The following is a 16,203-nucleotide window of genomic DNA, read 5'->3' on the forward strand; positions in this document are numbered from 1 at the left end:
GGGTGCGGCCCTTCGCCGTGCGTGCGACGCGGTCAGTAACGCGGCCGGACGAACCAGCGGTTGCTCTCGTCCTTGGACATGAACGCGATGACCAGAATGCCGAGGACGGTGTGCACCAGCCCGAACGGAAAGGTCATCAGGCTCACGAGGGTGTTGGCGACACCGAAGACGATGCCGCCGACCCGGACGCCCTTGCCGCCGTTGCCGAACTGCAGGGCCAGCGTGATCGCGACCGCCGAGAAGATCACGATCAGCACGATGACGAAGATCAGGACGCCCTTGCCGACGTTCAGCGCGGAGGTGGTGTCCGCGCTGTCGTACGGCGAGGTGTGGTGCGCGGCCTTGCTGACGCTGCCCAGGCCCATCACGGCGATGATCAGGCCGATGACGTTCAGTCCGGCGAGCACGAACATGATCGCCCGCGCGGCCTTGACCCCGCCGGGCATCACCATCGGGTACTGCGGCTGCATACCGGGCATCTGGCCGCCCGGGTAGGGGCCGTACGGCGACGGCTGCTGCTGGGGATAGCCGTAACCGGGCTGCTGACCCGGCGGCGGACCGTAGGGGTTCTGCGGGGGATAACTCACGAGCGGTGTCCTTCAGGCGACGTGAACGGAGCCGCGAAGGCCCCGATCGCGCACTGGCGAGGGGGCCTTCACGGAGGGGTGCACCTCGGGCCGGGTGGCCCGAACCGCTACTGGGTCTTGACGACCACCGAGCCGACGGCCTTGTCGGCGAAGGTCTGGCCCTTGTCGTCCCACAGCGGCCACAGCCAGCCGATGTAGCAGGCGATGCTGTCGAGGAAGTGCGCCAGGCGGCGGACGAAGGCCATACCGAAGCCGAGCGGCTGACCGGTGTCCTCGCGGACCAGCCGGATGCTCATGGCCTTCTTGCCCACGGTCTGGCCGGTGTTGCCTTCCTTGATGAGCATGAAGATGCCGCCCGCCATGGCCGCCAGGGCGGCCAGGCCGATCAGCACGAAGGCGAAGGCCGGCGGGCCGGCCGAGGCCGCGTCCGCCCGGCACTGGTAGTCGTCGTAGGCGCAGCTGTTGACCTCGCTCACGGAGGACGCCGCCATGATGGCCGCGATGCCGTACAGGATGCCGGGCACCAGACCCACGATCAGACCGTCGATGAGCAGGGCGCACAGCCGCGCACCCCAGCTCGCGTACCCCTTGGGCATCCCCATGCCCGGCATGCCCGGCTGGCCGTAGGGGGCCGCCTGCTGCGGGTAGCCGTACCCCTGCTGCGGCGGGACGGGCTGCTGCTGGGGGTAGCCGTACGGCTGCTGCGGGGCCTGCTGGGGGTAACCGTAGCCGGGCTGTCCCTGGGGCGGGACGGGCGGCTGCTGGCCGTACGGGGCCTGCGGCGGCTGCTGGCCGTACGGGTTGTTCGGGTCACCGAAACTCATCTGCGGTTTTCCTCCGTTGGGTCCATCTGGACGGCGCGGCGCGACGCGGAGGAAAAACAGGTTTCACTGGCGACCCCCCGACGATGCCTGCGGCACTGCGCGTCAATCCTTCTAGTTGCGCATTCACTCTGTCCAGTTGGGGTCGGTGGCCGTTGTGCAAGTGCAATGATCAATTCCGGCCACGGACGTCCCAGGGTGCCCTGATTGGAAGGCAGCCGCCCTCATCCGGGAGGATGGGGGCATGACTGCCCAGATTCTGGATGGCAAGGCCACCGCAGCCGCTATCAAGTCCGAGCTCACCACCCGCGTCGAGGCCCTGAAGGCCAAGGGCGTGCAGCCCGGTCTGGGCACCCTCCTGGTCGGCGACGACCCGGGCAGCCGCTGGTACGTCAACGGCAAGCACCGCGACTGCGCCCAGGTCGGCATCGCCTCGATCCAGCGCGAGCTGCCGGCGACCGCCACCCAGGAGGAGATCGAGGCGGTCGTACGGGAGCTGAACGAGGACCCGGCCTGCACCGGCTACATCGTCCAACTCCCGCTCCCCAAGGGCATCGACGCGAACCGCGTCCTGGAGCTGATGGATCCGGCCAAGGACGCCGACGGGCTGCACCCGATGAGCCTGGGCCGCCTGGTCCTGGGCATCGAGGGCCCGCTGCCCTGCACCCCGTACGGCATCGTCCAGCTGCTGCGGCGGCACGAGGTCGAGATCAAGGGCGCGCATGTCGTGGTCGTCGGCCGCGGGATCACCATCGGCCGCCCGATGCCGCTGGTGCTGACCCGCAAGTCGGAGAACGCCACGGTCACCCAGTGTCACACCGGCACCCGTGATCTGTCGTCGCACCTCAAGCAGGCCGACATCATCGTCGCCGCGGCCGGTGTGCCGCACATCATCAAGCCCGAGGACGTCAAGCCCGGTGCGGCCGTCCTGGACGTCGGCGTCAGCCGCGACGAGGCGGGCAAGATCGTCGGCGATGTGCACCCGGGCGTGGCCGAGGTGGCCGGCTGGGTCGCCCCCAACCCGGGCGGTGTCGGGCCGATGACCCGCGCCCAGCTGCTGGTCAACGTCGTCGAGGCCGCCGAGCGCGCGGCCGGCTGACGACGTCGGGCCGAGGACCTGAGACCCTGTCCTTGACAGACTGATCCGGACACCGGAAGGGACTGCCCGCCATGGCTGCCGAAGCGCATTCGGAGGGGGCCTCCGAGCCGCAGCGCTCACGCCGCTTTCCGACGCTGACCCGCGACACCGCCCGGCCGGAAGGCGGCGGGCGAGCCGCCTCGGGCGGCTACCCCGCGCCCGCCCGGCAGTGGCCGCTGCTCAGCGTGATGGGCGGGGTCGCGGCCGGGCTGCTGCTCGTGGCGCTCGACGCGTTCCGTATCGGGGCGCTGGTGATCGGGCTCTCCCTGCTGGCCGGCGCGGTGCTGCGGTGGGCACTGCCGTCGGTGGGGATGCTGGCCGTGCGCTCCCGCTTCACCGACATGCTGACGTACGGGGTGCTCGGCTTCGTGATCGTGATGCTGTCGCTGATGGTGCAGCCGAAGCCGTGGATCCACGTTCCGTTCCTGGATGACATCGTCCACTTCACCGTGCGCTGAGCGCTTGGCTCTCCTCCCACGTTGTCGGCTGGCCCGCCGTGGTGGCGTCTCGCCGTTGCGCTTTGCGGCGCCGCCGCACGTTGTCGGCGTTCCCGCCGTGTTTCGTCTCGCCGTTGCGCCTGCGGCGGGCTGGTTGCCGCTGCGCTGGCTGTTCGGCTGCGGGACCGGCCCTCCGGACTTCGTCCTGCGGTCCGCCCCCTCCCGTTGGGGGTGGAAGAAGACCGGTGGGGGCGGGCCTCATCCCTCGACTGCACGCAGACGACGGCGGGGGCCCGCCCCCACCGGCCTCTTCCCACCCACTACGGGAGGGGCCGAGCCGCAGGACGAAGTCCGGAGGAGCGGCACCGCACCCGACAACCCACGCCCGCCGCCAGGCGCAACGGCGAAAAACCACCACGGCGGGCCAGCCGACAACGTGCGGCCGCGCCGCCAAGCGCAACGGCGAAACGCCACCACGGCGGGAAAGACAAAAACGTGGGGCGCACCGCAAAGCGCAATGGCGGAAAAGCGGAAAAGAGGGAAACGGAGGTGGTGTCCGGTCCATCATCGGCGGCACAGGGGGCCGCGGCCTCGGGGGAGAACGGACGCGTATGGGGTGGAACATGTCGCGTTGGAAAGGGCTGCCCGACTCGCTGGACCATCGGGTGGTGCGGCTCGTCGTGCAGTTACGCAGGCTGAAGGACCACAGCGGGCTGAGCCTGGCCTCGCTCGCTGCCGGCACCTCCTACAGCAAGTCTTCCTGGGAGCGCTACCTCAACGGCAAGAAGCTGCCGCCGCGGGAGGCGGTGCAGGAGCTGGCGCGGGTCTGCGGCGGCGATGCCACCCGCCTGCTGGCGCTGCACGAGGTCGCCCTGCAGGTGTGGCAGGCGGAGCGGGCGGAGCCGGTCGTCCCGGCGGTGCCGCAGCCGGAGCCGACGGCGGTCCCGGAGACGGTAGCGGGGGTCGTGCCCGCCGCGGCGGCTGCTCCCGCGGTGGCCGCTCCCGCGGCAGGCCGCCGGATACCCCTGGGGCCGCTGGTCCTGGGCGCGTTGGCGGTGCTCGTCGTGGCCGGTGTGACGCTGCTGACCACCCGGACCTGGCAGGACGGCGCGGTGGCCGGGCGCGGCGGGGACTCCCTGCCGGCCGGCGGGACCCCCGCTGCCGCACCGGCGTTCACCCACCGGCTGGGGGAGACCTTCGAGTGCCGGGTCCGGCGGCGGGCGGGTGTGCTGTCCGCCGGGCGCAGCCGTACGGACACCGCGCTGCTGGGCAGCGGCGCCACCGGCTGGGACGTCGTCGAGGCGCAGTGTCTGCTGCGCCACCAGGGGTGCGACCCGGGCGCGGTGGACGGCATCGTCGGCGGGAAGACCACACGTGCAGTCAAACGGCTCCAGGCCCGGGCGGGGCTGCCCACGGACGGGATCATCGGTCCCGACACCTGGAAGGTGCTGCGCCGGTGAGCGGGCCCGGCAGCGAACTGCGCGAAGGCGTCGGGAGTTCCCCGCTGGCCGCGGGGCTGCGGGAGCTGAGGGGGCGTACGGGGCTGAGCCTGGCCGGGCTCGCCGCGCGCACGCCGTACAGCAAGTCCTCCTGGGAGCGCTATCTCAACGGGAAGAAGCTGCCGCCGCGGGACGCGGTCGAGGCGCTGTGCCGACTGGCGGAGGAGCCGGCCGGACGGCTGCTGGCCCTGTGGGAGCTGGCGGATGCGGACTGGAGCGGACGCGGCCGGTCGGGCACGGACCGGGGCCGGGGCGCGGCCGATGCGGGGCGGAGGGGGTCGGCCGGGGGGACGGTAAGTGCCCCGGGGGCGGCGGTGGTTGCGGAGACCGTGCCCCGGGCGGCGGCCGTACCTCGGGCGGAGGGCGGTGGACCACAGGTCGTGCCGGGGAGGAAGCGGCCGCCGCGGAGCGGAGTCGCCGCGCTGGCCGGGGTCTGCGTCGGCGTACTGGCGGTCGTGATGGTGCTGGCCTTCCGGGAGGGGGAGCGGAGCCCGTCCGAGGGCGCCGCGCCCGGGGCGTCCGAGACGACCGGCTGCCGGGGCGCGGCGTGCGACGGCAAGGACCCGGAGTCGATGTACTGCGACCGCCCGGAGCAGCTGGTGACGCCGGCGGAGCGCACGGCCGCCGGGGGAGAGCACCTTCAGATCCGCTACGGCACGGTGTGCGGCGCGGTCTGGGGCCGGCTCCGCAACGGCCGGGTCGGGGACCGGATCGAGGTGTCGGCTCCGGGGGTGCGGCCGCGGTCGGTGCGGGTCCGGGACCGCTTCGACGCCGAGGGCTATCTCGTCACGCCGATGGCGGCGGTCCACCGGCCCGACGGAGTCCGACTGTGCCTCTATCCGGCCGGCGGCGGCGCCGGCGAGTGCTTTACGGGGTAACTCCCGGGCCGGGCAGTGGAATCGGGGTGCGCTGCCGCGATAGCGCCTGTGGCCGAGCCCCTGCCCTTTTTTATTCTCTCCTGGCCGATTCTTGTCGAAATTCGCACGGAACTCGTAGGGTCTCGTCCGGAAATGCCACACTGCACCGGCACGAAGTGTGTTCGGGCGAGAGGTACATGTCCGGATACTTCCGTGTGCCCTAAAACGGAGGCGGCCGTCCTGACCAGGAGGCAGCCCCGGGGGGGCAGCAAGGAGGGCGGGCCGGGGGAGCCGCGCATGGGCACGTACGCGGGGGGATAGGGGGAGGCAATGCCTCGCTGGAAGGCGCTGCCGGAGGAGCTCGATCCGCAGGTGCGGGAGTTCACCGGGCAGCTGCGCAGGCTCATCGACCGCAACGGGCTGAGCGTGGCCGCTGTCGCGGACAGTACGGGCTTCAGCAAGACGTCCTGGGAGCGCTATCTCAACGGCCGGCTGCTGCCGCCGCTGCGCGCCGTGCTCGCGCTCGCCGAGCAGACCGGCGCGCACCCCTCGCACCTCACCACCCTCTGGGAGCTGGCCGAACGCGCCTGGAGCCGGGCGGAGATGCGCCAGGACGTGACCATGGAGGCGATCCGCGTGGCGCAGGCGCGCGCCGCGCTGGGGGAGTTGGACCCCGAGCCGGCCGCGGCCGCGCCGCCCGCGACCGGTGCCAGGTCCGGGAAGTCCGGGAAGTCCGGGAAAGCCGAAAAGGGCGGGAGCGCCGGGGAGCCCGGTCCGGCGCCGCTGTCGCAGCTGCCGTCGAGCGCGGACTTTCCCCAGTGGGGGGCGGCGGCCCCGTCCTTGGACGCGGCGCCCGCCGAAGGGAAGACCGGCCGGCGCGGCGGCCGTTACCGGACGCCGATGATCGTCGCCGGTGCGGCCGGCGCCGCGCTGGTGGCCGCCGCGGCCGTCCTGCTGCTGAACCCGGGCGCCGAGGCGACGAAGAAGGTGGCGGTGCGCAAGCCGCCGGCCGCCCCGCAGCCGAACGTGCAGCCGGCGCTGCCGGACGGGGTGCGCTGCACCGGCGACGACTGTGCCGGCAAGGACCCGGAGAAGATGGGGTGCGGCGGGCGGCATGCCGTCACCCCGTCCCGCGGAATGGCGGGCCGCATGCTGATCGAGGTCCGCTACAGCACCGTCTGCCACACGGCCTGGGCCCGGCTCAGCCGTGCGGCACAGGGTGATCAGGCCACCATCAGCGCCGGCGGTCACCGCGCCACGGCGCGGGCCGAGCGGGCCGGTGACGCCTACACGATGATGGTCGCGGTGTCCGGGGACCCGGCGAAGGTCGCGGCCTGCGGGACGACGGTGGCGGGCGTGCGGGGCTGCTCACGGCCCCTTCCGGCGACGGCGGCCGGTGCCACGGCCCCCTCCGGCGCCCCCTCCGGCACGGCCCGGTAGCGCGTACGGTGACCGGCCCGGCGGGCGACCGCCGGGCCCGCTCCGGCCCGGTGTCACGCCCCCGGAGGTTGTCCGAAATACGGGGGCATGCCCTCCGGTATCTCGGGCAGACGACGGTTACCCCCCCACGGGTGTGGCACCACTGGGCGGCCGCCCGCACTCCCCCCTCCATGGCGCGGGCGGCCGCCGCCCCTTCGGGAATGCCCAGGCAGCGCCCCCCCGCACAGCCGTCCGCGGACCGCCGTACGGACGCCGCGGGGCACCCGGTGAGGTGTCCCACACCGGCCCGGCGCCTTGGGCGGGCGGGGGTCCGATAGCCTGACGGCCGGGTCTCTCGATACCAAGAGACCCCGATAGCTGGGCAGGGACACCCACCGCCACCCATGGTGGTCCAGGGGCTTGCCCCCGGAAAACACCGCGCAGGAGATCGCCATGACCCGCACTCCCGTCAATGTGACCGTGACCGGCGCCGCCGGCCAGATCGGTTACGCACTCCTCTTCCGCATCGCTTCCGGTCATCTGCTCGGCGCGGACGTGCCGGTCAAGCTGCGCCTGCTGGAGATCCCGCAGGGTCTGAAGGCCGCCGAGGGCACCGCCATGGAGCTCGACGACTGCGCCTTCCCGCTGCTGCAGGGCATCGACATCTCGGACGACCCGAACGTCGCCTTCGACGGTGCCAACGTCGCCCTCCTCGTCGGCGCCCGCCCCCGTACCAAGGGCATGGAGCGCGGCGACCTCCTGGAGGCCAACGGCGGCATCTTCAAGCCGCAGGGCAAGGCCATCAACGACCACGCCGCGGACGACATCAAGGTCCTGGTCGTCGGCAACCCGGCCAACACCAACGCCCTGATCGCCCAGGCCGCCGCGCCGGACGTACCCCGCGAGCGCTTCACCGCGATGACGCGTCTGGACCACAACCGCGCGCTCTCGCAGCTCTCGAAGAAGACCGGCACCCCGGTCTCCGAGATCCGCAAGCTGACGATCTGGGGCAACCACTCCGCCACCCAGTACCCCGACATCTTCCACGCCACGGTCGCCGGCAAGAACGCCGCCGAGACCGTCAACGACCAGAAGTGGCTGGCCGAGGACTTCATCCCGACCGTCGCCAAGCGCGGTGCGGCGATCATCGAGGCCCGTGGCGCGTCCTCGGCCGCCTCCGCCGCCAACGCCGCCATCGACCACGTCCACACCTGGGTCAACGGCACCGCCGACGGCGACTGGACCTCGATGGGTATCCCCTCGGACGGCTCCTACGGCGTCCCGGAGGGCCTGATCTCCTCCTTCCCCGTCACCACCAAGGACGGCACGTACGAGATCGTCCAGGGCCTGGAGATCAACGACTTCTCCCGCGAGCGCATCGACGCGTCGGTGAAGGAGCTGACGGAGGAGCGCGAGGCCGTCCGCGGTCTCGGCCTCCTCGGCTGAGCCACCGCCGCGGCCGCCCGTCCGGGGCGGCACCGCAGCACCGACGAGCCCGCACGGTCCACAACGGCCGTGCGGGCTCGGTCATTTGGACCTGCTCATACGGGCACGGGCAGGCGAGTGCCCCGGCTGTCGGCGATGCGCAGCACATCTGAGAAGGACTGCGTGGTCGCCCGCAGCGCCAGCCGCACCGCATGCTCCCCGGCCTTGCGGTCGTTGAGTACGGCCACCGCGCCCTTGAGGACATCGGCACCGTCACACAGCTGCTCCGCCTCGATCTCATCGGCCAGCCGGGACAGCACACCCCCGGCGTCGTCCGCGGACAAGTAGCACGGCTTCCCGCCCTCGCCCTCCCACGGCAGCAGGCGCAGCCCCGGCACGGGGGCGGGGACGGCATCCCGGTCGTAACTCATGCTCATTGACTCCCAGAGGTTGGTTGCGCGAGAACCCGGCGCAGTTGTCAGACCCACCCATTACGTTGGGTGTGTTCAGCGTTGCGTCCCGTAGCGCGGGTCGCAACGTCAGACGCGTGACACTCGCCTTCTGGCACCAAGGGGGATGCGGTGAGCCGACGACGACGCAACGCCACGAGTGGGCCGGCAGCCACCAATGCCGCCGTGTTCGGGGAGGTCTTGAGGCACTTCCGGGAGGCGGCGGGCTACACACAGGAGGAGCTGGCGAACAAGATCCCGTGCGACCGCTCGCAGGTGGCCCGCGTCGAGGCGGGCACGCGCGTACCGCAGGAGACGTTCGCCAAGCAGTGCGACGAGCTCCTGGCGACGGGCGGAGTGCTGCTGCGGTTATGGGGGCGGATCGACTGGTATCCGGAGGTGCAGCATCCGGACTGGTTCGAGCGGCGGGCGGAGATGGATGCGGAGGCGGTGGCGCTGCGGGAGTATCAAGAGCAGCTCATGCCAGGGCTGTTGCAGACACCGGATTACGCGCGCGTGTTGTTCAGTCGCCGCAGCACGGATTCCGACGAGGTCGAGTCACGCGTCCGGGCCCGACTGAGCCGACAGCCGCGTTTTCTGGCCGAGGGCGGCCCGCTGTACGTCGCTGTCCTGGACGAGAGTTGTCTGCGTAACGCGGTGGGAAGTCCGGACATCATGCGTGACCAGTGTGCGCACCTGCTGAGCGTCGGGCAGCGCTCCAATATCCGTATCCAGGTGGCCCCGGCAGGCTTCTTCGGGCTCGTCCGACCCCTTTGTTCTGTGTCGCTGATCGAGCTGGCCGACGAGCGCTGGGTGTACTCGGAATCGCTGGACCGTGGCCATTTCAACAACGATCCGGCCGTCTACGCCCGACACAGCCAGACCTATGATGTGCTCAGGGCGGACGCTCCGTCAGCCCACGAGTCCGCCGCTCTGATCAGCGACGTGATGGAGGGGTACGGGCAGCATGGACAGGCACGAACTCGGCGCGGTGACCTGGACCAAGAGCAGCTACAGCGGCGACAACGGCGGCAACTGCATCGAAGTGGCGCTCACCTGGATGAAGAGCAGCTACAGCGACAACAACGGCGGCAACTGCATCGAAGTAGCCCCCGGTATCCCCGACGCCGTCCCCGTCCGTGACAGCAAGGACCCCGACGGCCCCGTACTGGTCTTCCCGACGGGCGGCTGGTCGTCCTTCGTCGCGGCCCTCAAGCGCGGGGAGTTCCCCGCGGCTGTCTGACCGTCAGCGACCTTGGGTTATCGCGCTGACACGGAGTGCTCGGCTCGCTTATGCTGCGGCTTCCGCATACCGCCGCGGCCGAACCGGCAGTTCACCCGCCCGACTAGGCCGCCGCGAAGGCTCGTTGGTGTTTTGGGGGAGACCGATGACTGGGACGAATGTGCCCGCGCAGGCCGGAGGCCCGGACGGTCCGCCCTCGTTACGGAAGACGACCGGGGGCTCCCCGCCCCCGCCGCCGCTCGTCCCCGTCCCGCCGGGCGCCAGCGAGGCCACCCGGCTGCTGTGCGCGGGCACCTACCTGGACGACACCTTCCGTGACGCGGTCATCGACGAGCTGTACGTCCACGAGGAGCGGTTCGCCGCGCCCTCCCTGGGCATCGACGCCGCCCGGGTCCTGGCCCACGCGCTGCGTGCCCGGCGGCTCGAACTGGGCTGGGCGGCGGCGATCCTGGGGGTGTGGATCGTGGCGGTCCCGCTGTCCTTCGGCCTCGCGGCGCTCTATCTCCTCCCCGTCGTTCTCATGGCGCTGGGCCGCGCCGTCCGCAGGGCGCCCGTCCCGCAGTGGCTGGCCCGTTCCCTCGCCGCCGGCCTGCGCTGGTACGGCCGGCTGGCGCTGGCCCTGCTGTGGCTGTCGCTGCTGGTGACGGCGTTCGGCGGCACGCTCGGCATCATGAGCGCGGGCTGGCCGTTCTCCTCGCTGCTCCCGGACGGGCTGAACTCCCTGACGAGCGACGCGCCCGACGCCTACAGCTCGTTGGGCAGTTCCTACAGCGGCGGGACGGGCAGCGCGTACGTGGGCGTCGTCGCCGTGTTGGGCGTGTGGATCGCGCTGCTGCTGCCGCTGATGCTGGCCCTGCTGGTCGCCCTGCAGCGCGGGCAGTTCGCCCGGGCGCTGGCGCGCGAACTGTCCAGGGAGCGCTTCCCCGACGTCATGTCCGACCCCGCCGAGCGGGCCCAGGGCTTCCGTTTCCACCGGCTGCGGGAGCGGGTGCGTACCGAGCAGCACGGACCGCTGGTGATGTACCGCGCCGCCGACCCGTTCTGCGGCGCCGGCGACTCCTACCGGACCTGGTCGCTGTCGGTGGAGCTGAACCCCCGGTCCGACTGCACTCCCGAGCCGCTGGACAACAGCGCCATCCTGGCCCGGATCGTCCCGCTGGTGGAGGCGCTGCGGGTGCCGTCGCCGCACGGTTCGCCGGAGGTGGCGGCCGCGGTGCGCGACCGGCTGCGCGCGCTGGAGATCGACGAGTGCGTCTTCCTGCCGGCCGAGGGGCTGCCGACCCGGGCGGCCGCGCCGTACGCACCCGAGGCGTTCGAGGCACACCGGGCGGACGCGGTGGAGGAGGGCGGCGAGACCCGGCGGCACTTCCTGCGCATCCGGGTCGGCGGCTGGAACGAGGGCATCGTCACCACGGTGTTCGTCCGGGTGCACACCCAGGGCGGGATGCTGATGCTGGAGGTCGCGCCGCATGTGCTGTGGCCGCTGCGGCAGCTCTTCCAGGACGCCGACCGGCTGGCCCACCAGTACCGGCACCACCACCATTTCGGCAAGGCGGTGTGGGCGCTGACCCGCACGCCCCGGTCCGCCGGGGACGCCGTACTGACGCTGGTGCGGGGCCTGTTGTCGGCCTGGCGGCTGGCCACCGCGGGGCACGGCGCGGCGCTGCCCGAGGGCCCCGCTGCCGCCGTACGCGAGCTGGGCTCCTTCGGGGACTCCTCGCTCTTCCAGGACATGGACGTGGCCCGCTACCTGGAGACCGTTCAGCAGCGGGTGGCGGCCGGGGTGACCACGGCACTGCGCGAGGCCGGCTACCAGACCGACGAGTTCGAGCGGCGGATCGTGCATGTCGCCGAGGGCGGCGTCTACGTCGAGTCCGCACAGGGCGCCGTCGGCATCGGCGACCACAACACGATCACCCACACCACCACCGGACAGGGCTCCGCGGAGAAGGGAAGTGCCCAGCGTGGCAACGGCTGACGAGCGCGGCAACGGCATCCACATCGGCAGCGTCCGGGGTGCCTTCGCCATCGGCGACCACAACACCGTGACCCACCACGAGGGCGGGTCCGCACCCGCGGCGGACCCGGCGCAGGAGGAATTGCTGCGCGCCGTCCGGGCGCTGCGCGACGATCTGTCCCGGGTGGTGCAGAGCCCGCAGGTCACGGCGCTGAGCGGGGAACTCGCCGAGACCGAAACGGAGATCGCGGACACCGGTGCGGCCGGCCCCGGCCGGGTGGCCCGGCTCCGTACGGCGCTGGCCGACGCCGGCGCCGTGGTGGGCCTGCTGGCCTCCGGTGCCGCGGTCGGCCAGGCCGTCGCGGCCCTGGTCGGAGGCTGACGATGAAGCGCGGCGGGCAGGCCCGCTGGAACAACGAGACCCAGCGCTGGGAGGACGGCACCCCGCCGCCCGCGCCGTACACCGGCCCGCCGCCGCCCCGGCCGTCCTTCACCCCGTCGGTCGGCGGGGACGGGGCGGGAGAAGCCGCGGCCGGCGGCAGGGCCGAGGGGGCGGCAGACGCCGCGCCTCCCGCAGACCCCGCCCCCCGCACCACGTACCCCTATCCGCACCCCAGCGCCTTACCGGACCCCGCCGCCCACGCCCACCCGTACGCCCCTGACCCGTACGCCCCCGACCCGTACCTCACCTCCGCGTCCGGTGCCGATTACGCACCCGGTGCCCGGCGCCGGACGGGACTGGTCGCCGGGGCGGCGGTGGCCCTGATCGCGGTGGCCCTCGGCGGCGGCTATCTGCTCTGGGGCCACGGCGGGGATCGGGCCGACGCCCACCCGTCGGTCCGCGCCAAGGCGTCCGCCACGGGCGGCACGGCCACCGCGTCGCACACCGACGCCTCGGACGGCGTCGCGCCCGCCCCCACCCTCAGCGACCTGCCCGACGGCTTCCGCCTCGTCCACGACAAGAAGGGCTTCACCCTCGCGGTGCCCGGCACCTGGACGCGCAGCGAGCGCAAGACCGGGGTGTTCTACACCGCCCCGGACGACCGCGGGCTGGTGCAGATCTTCGAGATCACCGATCCCGAGATCACCCCGCGCGAGGCGCTCCAGCAGGCGTCACAGGGGCTGTCCGGCAATCCCGGGTACGAGGAGATCAGCCTGGAGCCGCTGGGCTTCCCGGGACCGGGCATAGATGCCAACCAACTGGTCTATGCCTATGACAGCAAGCGGCTCGGTGTGCGGGTCAAGGTCGTCGACTGTGCCTTCACCGCCACCGACGGCCGCCAGTTCGCCGTACTCGTCCTGGGCCCCGAGGACGACTGGCCACAGCAGGAGGGGACCCAGCAGATCGCGCTGCGGACGTTCGTGCCGCATGTCTGAGCGGTGCGCACGGCGCGCGGAATCCGGCTACCCGGGCAGCTCCGTGCGCTCCCACCACTCGTAGACGGGCAGCGCCCCCTCGGCGGTGTCCTGCTGCCGGCCGGTGGCCCGGAAGTGCTCATAGCCGTTACGGAACGGGATCTTCAGCTCGGTCCCGGGAGGATCGATCGGCACGATCCGCTCGGGAAGCTCCTCGGGGCCGCCTTCGAGCACTGCTTTCGCCGCTGTGTCAGCCATGCCTGCATTGTCTTTCGGCCGGCCGGCCGCGGCCCCTTTGGTTCGGCAGCGCGGGTGACGGCTCCGGGCGCATCGACAGGCAGGCGCTGCGTCGGGCCATGGGCACTCCCGGGGTCAGTCCCGGGGGGAACCCTTCGGTGGCGAGGGTGATTCCCACGTCCGTGCGCGTCACGCGCTCTCGGACTCCTGGGACCCCTGCATCAAGTCTTCCAGCGCCGAGATGTCCGCCGTGTGGCCGGGAGCGGGTGTCCGGTCGGAGACCGGGGTGCCGTAGTTGCTCAGCAGGATCGTGGCGCTCTGGTGGTCGGCCTCGGCGGTGAGCTTGACGGGGTAGTGCTTGCCGTCGATGGCCACGTAGAGGGTCTGGACCGCGCCGTCGGCCCTCTTGATGACGGGCAGCACGCGGGCGCCTTCATGGGTGGTCGGCCGGCCCTTGGTGAGGGTGGGGGTCACGGAGGGTGACGGGGCGCCGGGCGGGGGCTGCTCCTCGTCGGGGCCCGCGGCCGACTTCTGGAACGCCTTGAGGTCGCAGGCCTCGGACAGGCCCCGCAGGAAGGGGTCCCGGGTGGTGCCGTGCAGGAAGGTGTCCTTGTACTTCGCGGCGGCCTTGTCGCCCTTGCTGCCGGGCAGCTGGCTCTTCCAGAAGGCCGCGTCCGGCTTCATCCAGACCTGGTTCCCGCGTTTGACGAGCTCGACGCGGCCGAGGTGGCCCTTGCTGACGGCGCCGGTGCAGTTGCCGGCGCGGTCGAGGGTGAGGTCGAGCTTCGTGGGGTCGGCGCTGGTGCTGGTGCGCAGCCGCAGGGACTGCGCGCCGACCAGCTGGTGGAGTGCCTCGTCGGAGATCTGCTGGGCCGACTTGTGCGCGAGGTCTCCCTCGCCGCCGTCGGATGCGCCGGCCGCCGCTGTGGACCCCGTACAGGCGATCCCCATGAGGAGGGCTGCACCGCAGGTCAGGGCCGCGGGGGCGGTGGCTGCGCGCCGTCTGCTGGTCATCTGGCCACCTCCGGTCCCCAGGGGGACGAAGAGTCATGGACATCGCCATGGACATACGGCTATTCAGGTTAGGTTCCCGGACATTACGCTGCACGTTGAGTGAGTCGGCTCACTTTCCATGAATGTTTGGGCATAGGTCCGTCGCTTCCGGGGAGGGGTCATCGTTGCTGGTGACGCCAGTGGTTGCACCAGTGGGAACAATCGGTAACCGGAAGGCAGTAACGACGTGTCGTCAATCGAGACCATTCACGTAGACGGGGTGTGGCTCCCCGCCGCATCCGGCGAAACGCGGGAGGTCCTCGACCCCGCCGACGCGACGACGCTCCAGCTGGTGTCCGAGGGCGGTGCCAAGGACGCCGACGCGGCCGTGGCCGCCGCCCGCCGGGCCTTCGACGAGGGCGACTGGCCCCGTACCGCCGTCGCCGAGCGCTCCGCGCTGCTGCGCCGCGTCGCCGATCTGCTCCAGCGCGACCGTGAGGTGATCGCCCTCATCGAGAGCCGCGACACCGGCAAGACGCTGGAGGAGGGCCGGGTCGACGTCGACGACGTCACCAACGCCTTCCGGTACTTCGCCGATGTGGTGATGAACGAGAGCGGCGGCCGGGTCGTCGACGCCGGATCGCCCGATGTGCACAGCGTGGTCGTGCACGAGCCGGTCGGTGTCTGTTCCCTCATCACGCCCTGGAACTACCCGCTGCTCCAGGCCAGCTGGAAGATCGCGCCGGCCCTCGCGGCCGGCAACACTTTTGTGATCAAGCCCAGCGAGGTCACCCCGCTGTCGACCGTGCACCTGATCAAGCTGCTGGTCGAGGCCGGGCTGCCGGCCGGGGTCGCCAACATCGTCACCGGCGCGGGCCTGCCGGTCGGCCAGCGGCTGGCCGAGCACCCCGACGTCGACCTGTTCTCCTTCACCGGCGGTCTGGTCAGCGGGACGAAGGCGGGCGCGGCCGCGGTCTCCGGTGCCAAGAAGATCGCGCTGGAGCTCGGCGGCAAGAACCCGAATGTGGTGTTCGCGGACTCCTGCGCCACCGAAGAAGGCTTCGACACCGCCGTCGACCAGGCGCTGAACGCGGCCTTCATCCACAGCGGGCAGGTCTGCTCGGCCGGTGCCCGGCTGATCATCGAGGAGTCGGTGCGCGACCGCTTCGTCGCCGAACTCGCCCGCCGCGCCGAAAAGATCAAGCTCGGCCGGGGCACCGAGGACGGCGTCGAGTGCGGCCCGCTGGTCTCCCAGCAGCAGCTCGACAAGGTCGAGGCGTACGTCGCCTCCGCGCTGGCCGAGGGTGCCCAGCTGCGCTGCGGCGGCGCCCGGCCCGAGCCGTCCGCCGTCCGCCCGGCCACCGGCTACTTCTACGCGCCCACCGTGCTCGACGGCTGCCACCGCGAGATGAAGGTCGTCCGCGAGGAGACCTTCGGCCCGATCCTGACGGTGGAGACCTTCACCACCGAGGACGAGGCCGTCGCGCTCGCCAACGACACCGAGTACGGCCTGGCCGGTGCGGTCTTCTCGGGCGACACCGCCCGTGCCCGCCGGGTCGCCGCCCGGCTGCGGCACGGCACGGTCTGGATCAACGACTACCACCCCTACCTCCCGCAGGCGGAGTGGGGCGGCTTCGGCAAGTCCGGCATCGGACGGGAACTTGGTCCCACGGGTCTGGACGAGTACCGCGAGAGCAAGCACATTTACGAAAACCTCCGGCCGGAGCCGGTGCGCTGGTTCGCGGGCTGAACCCCGGGAATCACCTGGCAACACCCGCACCACGC

Annotated in this window: 16 protein-coding genes and 1 pseudogene; 12 read left to right on the top strand and 5 right to left on the bottom strand. The window is 71.9% G+C overall.

Going from position 1 to position 16,203, the window contains the following annotated elements; all coding sequences use genetic code 11:
- Nucleotides 1-32: 32 nt before the first annotated feature.
- Nucleotides 33-587 (bottom strand): hypothetical protein, encoded by a 555-nt coding sequence (locus BKA18_RS22315; RefSeq protein ID WP_366044473.1) that lies wholly within the window; start codon nucleotides 585-587, stop codon nucleotides 33-35.
- A gap of 107 nt (nucleotides 588-694) precedes the next feature.
- Nucleotides 695-1,411 carry an RDD family protein gene (locus BKA18_RS22320; protein ID WP_366044472.1) on the bottom strand — a complete coding sequence of 239 codons (717 nt, stop codon included), beginning with the start codon at nucleotides 1,409-1,411 and terminating at the stop codon, nucleotides 695-697.
- A gap of 241 nt (nucleotides 1,412-1,652) precedes the next feature.
- On the opposite strand from BKA18_RS22320, the gene BKA18_RS22325 reads away from it, so the two are divergent.
- The 6 genes from BKA18_RS22325 (at nucleotide 1,653) to BKA18_RS22350 (ending at nucleotide 8,204) form a co-directional block, all read left to right on the top strand.
- Complete coding sequence (locus BKA18_RS22325) at nucleotides 1,653-2,507, top strand: bifunctional methylenetetrahydrofolate dehydrogenase/methenyltetrahydrofolate cyclohydrolase (RefSeq protein WP_129248481.1); 855 nt, start codon at nucleotides 1,653-1,655, stop codon at nucleotides 2,505-2,507.
- Between the two features lie 71 nt (nucleotides 2,508-2,578).
- Nucleotides 2,579-3,004: a DUF3017 domain-containing protein gene (locus BKA18_RS22330; protein ID WP_366044471.1), complete on the top strand. Its 426-nt coding sequence runs from the start codon at nucleotides 2,579-2,581 to the stop codon at nucleotides 3,002-3,004.
- 602 nt (nucleotides 3,005-3,606) lie between these two features.
- Entirely contained in the window at nucleotides 3,607-4,443 is an 837-nt protein-coding gene (locus BKA18_RS22335) for a peptidoglycan-binding protein (RefSeq protein ID WP_366044470.1), read from the top strand.
- On the top strand, nucleotides 4,440-5,360 hold the full coding sequence (locus tag BKA18_RS22340) for a helix-turn-helix domain-containing protein (protein WP_366044469.1): 921 nt from the start codon (nucleotides 4,440-4,442) through the stop codon (nucleotides 5,358-5,360). Before BKA18_RS22335 ends, BKA18_RS22340 begins: the two co-directional genes overlap by 4 nt.
- Before the next feature lie 309 nt (nucleotides 5,361-5,669).
- Nucleotides 5,670-6,779 carry a helix-turn-helix domain-containing protein gene (locus BKA18_RS22345; RefSeq protein WP_366044468.1) on the top strand — a complete coding sequence of 370 codons (1,110 nt, stop codon included), beginning with the start codon at nucleotides 5,670-5,672 and terminating at the stop codon, nucleotides 6,777-6,779.
- Between the two features lie 432 nt (nucleotides 6,780-7,211).
- Complete coding sequence (locus tag BKA18_RS22350; RefSeq protein WP_006603719.1) at nucleotides 7,212-8,204, top strand: malate dehydrogenase; 993 nt, start codon at nucleotides 7,212-7,214, stop codon at nucleotides 8,202-8,204.
- 95 nt (nucleotides 8,205-8,299) lie between these two features.
- Here BKA18_RS22350 and BKA18_RS22355 read toward each other — a convergent pair whose 3' ends face one another.
- Nucleotides 8,300-8,614, bottom strand: a complete 315-nt coding sequence (locus tag BKA18_RS22355; protein WP_006603718.1) for a hypothetical protein — start codon at nucleotides 8,612-8,614, stop codon at nucleotides 8,300-8,302.
- A gap of 204 nt (nucleotides 8,615-8,818) precedes the next feature.
- Between BKA18_RS22355 and BKA18_RS22360 the strand changes: the two are divergent.
- The 5 genes and pseudogenes from BKA18_RS22360 to BKA18_RS22380 all read left to right on the top strand — a co-directional run.
- Nucleotides 8,819-9,562 (top strand): annotated as a pseudogene (locus tag BKA18_RS22360) (helix-turn-helix domain-containing protein); the annotation flags it as partial.
- A 37-nt stretch (nucleotides 9,563-9,599) separates the two neighbouring features.
- Nucleotides 9,600-9,875, top strand: coding sequence for a DUF397 domain-containing protein (locus BKA18_RS22365; RefSeq protein ID WP_429638524.1), 276 nt, complete (start codon nucleotides 9,600-9,602; stop codon nucleotides 9,873-9,875).
- A 145-nt stretch (nucleotides 9,876-10,020) separates the two neighbouring features.
- Complete coding sequence (locus BKA18_RS22370) at nucleotides 10,021-11,853, top strand: hypothetical protein (RefSeq protein ID WP_366044466.1); 1,833 nt, start codon at nucleotides 10,021-10,023, stop codon at nucleotides 11,851-11,853.
- On the top strand, nucleotides 11,840-12,214 hold the full coding sequence (locus tag BKA18_RS22375; RefSeq protein ID WP_040898590.1) for a hypothetical protein: 375 nt from the start codon (nucleotides 11,840-11,842) through the stop codon (nucleotides 12,212-12,214). The genes BKA18_RS22370 and BKA18_RS22375 overlap by 14 nt, the downstream gene beginning before the upstream one ends.
- A gap of 2 nt (nucleotides 12,215-12,216) precedes the next feature.
- Nucleotides 12,217-13,209, top strand: a complete 993-nt coding sequence (locus tag BKA18_RS22380; RefSeq protein WP_366044465.1) for a hypothetical protein — start codon at nucleotides 12,217-12,219, stop codon at nucleotides 13,207-13,209.
- 27 nt (nucleotides 13,210-13,236) lie between these two features.
- Here BKA18_RS22380 and BKA18_RS22385 read toward each other — a convergent pair whose 3' ends face one another.
- Both BKA18_RS22385 and BKA18_RS22390 read right to left on the bottom strand, forming a co-directional pair.
- Nucleotides 13,237-13,446 (bottom strand): DUF5988 family protein, encoded by a 210-nt coding sequence (locus BKA18_RS22385; protein WP_366044464.1) that lies wholly within the window; start codon nucleotides 13,444-13,446, stop codon nucleotides 13,237-13,239.
- A 168-nt stretch (nucleotides 13,447-13,614) separates the two neighbouring features.
- Nucleotides 13,615-14,439 (bottom strand): hypothetical protein, encoded by an 825-nt coding sequence (locus BKA18_RS22390; protein ID WP_366044463.1) that lies wholly within the window; start codon nucleotides 14,437-14,439, stop codon nucleotides 13,615-13,617.
- Between the two features lie 226 nt (nucleotides 14,440-14,665).
- On the opposite strand from BKA18_RS22390, the gene BKA18_RS22395 reads away from it, so the two are divergent.
- Nucleotides 14,666-16,168 carry an aldehyde dehydrogenase family protein gene (locus BKA18_RS22395; protein WP_235448570.1) on the top strand — a complete coding sequence of 501 codons (1,503 nt, stop codon included), beginning with the start codon at nucleotides 14,666-14,668 and terminating at the stop codon, nucleotides 16,166-16,168.
- The last annotated feature ends 35 nt before the right edge of the window (nucleotides 16,169-16,203 follow it).

The sequence above is a fragment of the Streptomyces auratus genome, from assembly GCF_050433025.1.
Taxonomy (GTDB): domain Bacteria; phylum Actinomycetota; class Actinomycetes; order Streptomycetales; family Streptomycetaceae; genus Streptomyces; species Streptomyces sioyaensis.